Here is a 5061-nt window from a genome sequence, read left to right as displayed (position 1 = left end):
ACCCTGCACCGCTCCCGCGAGCAGGCCGCGGCCTACTACCAGGAGGCCGAACTGGACCGGAACCCCGCGGCCGACCTGGGGGCAGAGTGAAGCGGCGCGCCAGCCGGTGGGTTGCGGCTTCCTCCACAGTGCTGCCCGCCGCCGCTCTTTCTATCGGCGCGTCCCCCGTGAAGGACGTCGGCGTCAGCCTTGTAGACGCGCATGCCGTTGCGATCGGGACGCGGCGTGTGATCTGGCGACCGGACCTGCGCCTTCCCCACGGGGAAGGCGCAGGTCATCCACCCTCGCGGTCGCAGGTCATCGCAGCGATGAACGCCGCCACGGCGCTCTCAAGCCGGCGTGGCTCGACTGCGGCGAAATCGGCGGCAGCACGTAGTTCGAGACGACCGTTCGCCGCAAGGCAGCGAACTTCGCCGAGCGCGGAGCCGATGCGCAACGTTGTCTTCGCCCGCGCCGCGGGTCGCGCCGACGGCGACGCGCGCGGCGCCGTCCTGGCGGTCTCGGCGACAAAGTCGCGCAGGATCGCCGCCTCCTCCTCCACCGTCCGGTTTGGGGCTGCCGCAAGACGCGCCGTCAGACGCGCCGCCGCGTCCCTGTCGCCATCCAACCGGCGGCGAACGTCGAGGCCTAGGTTGCGCCCCAGCGCCTGCGGGTGCGCCAGCCCCTCTCCGACCGCCGACAGCAGCTCCGCGAACGCGCGGATGTAGGAACGCTTCTGATAGCCAGCCGACTGGAAGAGCGTCGCCACCGCCTTGTCGATGTCGTCGCAGCCAGTGTCAGGGTCGGCCACGTAAGCCCGCGCCAGCATGGCCATCTCCGCGAACGAGATGTCTTTGCGGATCAGATTCTCGTCCACCATCCGCCGGTAGCTGAGCGCCAGATCGTCGCCGCCAGCAACATACCCGGCAGGGATGTGCGTGAAGCGACCGTCGCGGTGCAGCCCCTCCAGCTCGATGAAGGCGCGCAGCCGTCGCCAGCCCTGGATCAGCTCGAACCGCCCGTTGGCCTTCCGCTCCACACGAATCGGATTGGACAACCCGATCGCCATGATCGACGCTTTGAGTTCCTCCAGCGCATCGTCCCGTCCAGGCGCGCGGTCGCGCGTCAGCTTCTCCGCGTCCACCAGATGCGTGGGCACCATGTCGAGGATCAGCCCCGCGCGCTTGAGCCGGACATGTTCGTGCGCCAGCGCGTCGTTTTCGGCGCGGATACGCTCCTCCACAGACCGCCGCTCCCGCAACGACTCCGCGTTCTCGCGCACAGCAGCCGCCATCGGCCCGCGCCTGTCGGCCGCGTCGGTCGGGGATGACGCCGGCGTCACCTCCTCCTCGGGCACATCGATGTCGAACATGCGCCGCTTTCGCGTCATCGCGCATCCTCCCCGCCATCGACAGTCGCCCAGGCCGCGACCAGGCAGTCCCTGAACTCCTCGTAAGCGCCGTCGAAGGACCGGCGCGCACGCTTCCAAGTCTCCCGGGTCATCTCACGGTAATCCACCTCGTAGATCGAGGACAGAAATCGACCCGACTGTTCGACGGCGCGCGTCAGCTCGATCGGCCGCTCGGTGACGCGATCACCAAAGACCTTCCGGAACGCCACCAGCATCGCGCGATGCAACTCGTTGCCGGGTTCGTAGCGGGTCAACAGAAACCGCACGTCGTGAAAAGCCTTGGGAAGCGACGTATTCCCCACGGGGAAGGTTCCCTCAAAACCGGCGGCGAGATCCTCCAGCGCCTCGGCAAGCTGGCCGATGAAGCTAGTGGTGCTGTCGTACTCCCAGTAGCCCGGACCAGACGGGATATAGAGAACGTCCGCGGCGAACACCGCGTTCATCGACTGGTAGCCGATAGCGGGCGGGCAATCGAAGATGATCAGGTCGTAGGCGTCGGCCGGCAGCGCATCCAGATATCGCGACACGGCGGCGAAGAACGTCCAGTCAGGATTCAAATGGCGATACTGGGCCGAGGCGAACTCCACGAAGGCCGCGTTGGCGCAGCTGGGAATGATGTCGATGGTGCTCCAGGCGGTCGGACGGATGAACTCCGACGCGCGCAGTTCGGCGATCCCGAGGTCGCGAACGGAAGCGGGGAGGCGGCGCGCCGGCGCGGCGACGCCAGACTCTGCGCCAGCGGCGCCGGCGTTCATCCGCTCCGTCTCCCGCACGAGATCCCGCGCCATGACACCCCACACCGTCCGCTCCTCCGCCACGTCGGTCAGGCCCATCGAATGCGACAGCGTCGCCTGAGGATCGAAATCAACGGCCAGAACGCGGTATCCGTCGAGCGCCGCGGCATGGGCGAAGTGCAACGCCACCGTGGACTTGCCCGCCCCTCCCTTGAAGTTCGCGATGGCCGCCCGCACGGCGCGTTTCCCAGCCGGGCGCGGCGGCATCAGCGAACGGCGGCTGAAGCGCAGTCGCCGCCTCAGTTCGTTGATCTCGTCGAGGCTGAACCAGCGCTGGCGTCCATCCTCCTCAATCTCACCGCTTGGCAGCGTTGGGTCGGCGGCGAGCTTGCCGCGCAAGGTCGACTGATTCACGCGGAACACGAGCTCCGCGACCTCCCAGCTCGAGAACCGACGCAGCGTCTTGGTGTTCTCGGGCGAGAATGTCTGCCGCCTGATCCACCCCTGCATGCGCAACGACGCCGCCTGCATCGCCGCCAGGTCGCCATGCGTGAACATCAGCCCCTCAAACGCAAATTCTCCCCGACGCGTTGAATACGCCTATTTTGCCAAAACTGCAAAACGCGATTTCTCACGCGTACCCGCCCTCAGCCGCTTTGCGCGGTCGAGGAGGCGTCGTCGTGCGGACGCCGATTCGATCTCCCGCGGGCGCACCATGGCGGCTCCACCGAGCAATGGGGGACACCGCTGCCGCCGACGCTACTGATAGGGGGTCAAGACCAGCTCGATAGGGGGGCGCTGTGGCTGTCCCCCAATACCAAGTCTCCTAATCAGAAAGGCTCAAATATGGATTCAAGTGGACGCCATGAGCTTCCCCGAGACTGGAATCCCGTTGACACAGGCCCAGTGATCAACGCTAATGCCATGAATCGAGGGATTAGCGCTTGATCGCTGGCGGGAACACCGAAACACCTCGAACACGGGCAGTCTATCATCTCCGGTTTCTTGCTGGGACCGGATCAACGCACAGGCGCGTACAAATGGCGGCACTTCATCCCAGCGGCGCGGGCGCCGCTGCCGTAAAGTATGATCTACTGACGCTGCTCGGCATAGCAGGGCTGAGCAACGGCTCGGCGACTACGATCCGGTCGATGTTGCGTCTCATTACACTGGTGACCGCGCGCTATGACTGGCGTGCCGGCGAGTTGACGGTCGGTCAGCGTGAAATCGCACGGCTATGGGCTGTGGACGAGCGCACCGTCAAGCGTGAAATGGCGCGCCTGCGCGCCCGCGGCCTGATCGTGCTGCGGCGACCCGGAGCGCGCGGGCGGGTTGCGGCCTATTCCGTCAATTTCGACGTCGCGCGCGCAGCCTGCGACTGGTCGCGCGTCGGCCCCGACTTCGCGGCGCGCATGGCCTCACAAGGTCATGTGCCTCACGCCGATGCGGGGTCGATGGTGATCCAGTTCCCTGCTGCCGGGCTTGCCGCCGCGCCAGCGGAGGACGACACTTCGCAAAATGACGGTTCCGAGTGGTCCATAGCGCGTCGCTCGCTGAAGCGCATCGGGGAGGCGGCGCACCGACGCTGGATCGCGCCGCTGAGCCGCGCCGGCCGGAGCGGCGATCGGCTTGTGCTCCAGGCCCCGTCGGCATTCCATGCCACGCAAGTCGAGCGCACCTATGGCGACGCCATCGCGCGCGCCCTGGCGGAGGCGGATCCTACTCTGCGAACTATCCGCATCGTCGCCCCTGACGATGTCGCGTTGCGGATGTGACCACATGCCAGCGTCAGTTCGCTGCAGAGGCCTTGGCGCGAACGGCCGACCGGTGGCTGACCATGGATAGGCGCAACCACGGCGCGCCATCTCGGCTCCGTTCGCAGCCAAGTTCTCGATCGCCTTGCGCGACTTCCGCCACGGCGCGCCGGTGCGCACGTTGTCGTCGTCGAAGCCCCGGCGCGGCCAACACGCCTCACCGAACGGCCGTGCCGAGTCCGCGGTCGTCATCGCCGTGTTGACCCGCGCGCCGACCATAAGCAGTGCCAGCGGCGAGCAGGGCAGGGGCCTCGCAAGCCCAAAAGCATACTAACGACGACGACTGGATCGCAGTCGGAGCGCAACAATCTGATGTGCTCAAGGTATGCGCCGGCGCAGCGGGCGCGGCGCTTGCCCCAATTGGGAATATGGCTATGGTCTGGCTATAGTCTTCGGAGACCGCCATGCAGGTTCCTGTCCATGCCGCCAAGACCCAATTGTCGAAGCTGATCGACGCGGTGGAGCGCGGCGAGCGGGTGGTGATCACGCGCCATGGCGCGCCGGCGGCTGAGCTTGTTCCCGCGCGCAAGACGCGGCTGCGGATCGGCGGGCTGAAGGGCAGGGTGACCCCGCCGCCTGAAGACGCCTTTGCCCCGATGGACGCGGCGGAGCTGGGCGACTGGGACGCCCTATGACGGCGCTGTTGCTGGACACCGGGCCCTTCGCGATGGCGCTGACCGACGACCCCCGGCTCCCGGCGGGCGTCCGCGCCCGGCTCGCGGGCGCAGACCGGGTCGCGCTCAGCGTCATCTCTTTCTACGAGAGCGGCCAAAAGGTGCGCCTGGGGAAGTGGCCGGCGATGGCGCCCTTCGCCGCTGGCCTCGTGGAGCAGGCGCGCACCGACGGCTTCGACCTAATCCCGCTGTCGCCCGCCGCGGCGCTCTCGGCCGCCGGGATGGATTGGGACCATCGCGACCCGTTCGATCGGATGATCGCAGCGGTTGCCCAGGCCGAGGGGTTAGCGATCGTCTCGCCTGACACCGCCTTCGACGGCATTGGTGCGCAGCGGATTTGGGGCTGACGCGGAACGCCGGTCTCGCGCGCGTCTCCAAGTCAGTTCGACGCGAAGGGGGCATTATCGTATGGCTATAGAGCGCTTCACGAACCCTTTGGTGAACCATAT

The 5061-nt window shown here is 67.0% G+C and carries 5 protein-coding genes; 3 read left to right on the top strand and 2 right to left on the bottom strand.

The window, feature by feature from the left end; translation table 11 throughout:
- Window positions 1-274 precede the first annotated feature (274 nt).
- Both V7Q31_RS17340 and V7Q31_RS17335 read right to left on the bottom strand, forming a co-directional pair.
- Window positions 275-1351, bottom strand: a complete 1077-nt coding sequence (locus V7Q31_RS17340; RefSeq protein ID WP_333835108.1) for a ParB/RepB/Spo0J family partition protein — start codon at window positions 1349-1351, stop codon at window positions 275-277.
- 14 nt (window positions 1352-1365) lie between these two features.
- The gene (locus tag V7Q31_RS17335) at window positions 1366-2682 is read right to left on the bottom strand and encodes an AAA family ATPase (RefSeq protein ID WP_333835107.1); all 1317 of its coding nucleotides are present in this window, start codon (window positions 2680-2682) and stop codon (window positions 1366-1368) included.
- Between the two features lie 482 nt (window positions 2683-3164).
- On the opposite strand from V7Q31_RS17335, the gene V7Q31_RS17330 reads away from it, so the two are divergent.
- The 3 genes from V7Q31_RS17330 to V7Q31_RS17320 all read left to right on the top strand — a co-directional run bounded on the left by V7Q31_RS17330 (window position 3165) and on the right by V7Q31_RS17320 (window position 4959).
- On the top strand, window positions 3165-3899 hold the full coding sequence (locus V7Q31_RS17330) for a DnaA N-terminal domain-containing protein (RefSeq protein ID WP_333835106.1): 735 nt from the start codon (window positions 3165-3167) through the stop codon (window positions 3897-3899).
- A 443-nt stretch (window positions 3900-4342) separates the two neighbouring features.
- Window positions 4343-4573, top strand: a complete 231-nt coding sequence (locus tag V7Q31_RS17325; protein WP_333835105.1) for a type II toxin-antitoxin system Phd/YefM family antitoxin — start codon at window positions 4343-4345, stop codon at window positions 4571-4573.
- Window positions 4570-4959 (top strand): type II toxin-antitoxin system VapC family toxin, encoded by a 390-nt coding sequence (locus tag V7Q31_RS17320; RefSeq protein WP_333835104.1) that lies wholly within the window; start codon window positions 4570-4572, stop codon window positions 4957-4959. The genes V7Q31_RS17325 and V7Q31_RS17320 overlap by 4 nt, the downstream gene beginning before the upstream one ends.
- Window positions 4960-5061: the final 102 nt, after the last annotated feature.

The organism is Rubrimonas sp. (assembly GCF_036788415.1).
Taxonomy (GTDB): Bacteria; Pseudomonadota; Alphaproteobacteria; order Rhodobacterales; family Rhodobacteraceae; genus Rubrimonas.
This window is presented reverse-complemented; position numbering and strand designations above follow the sequence as displayed.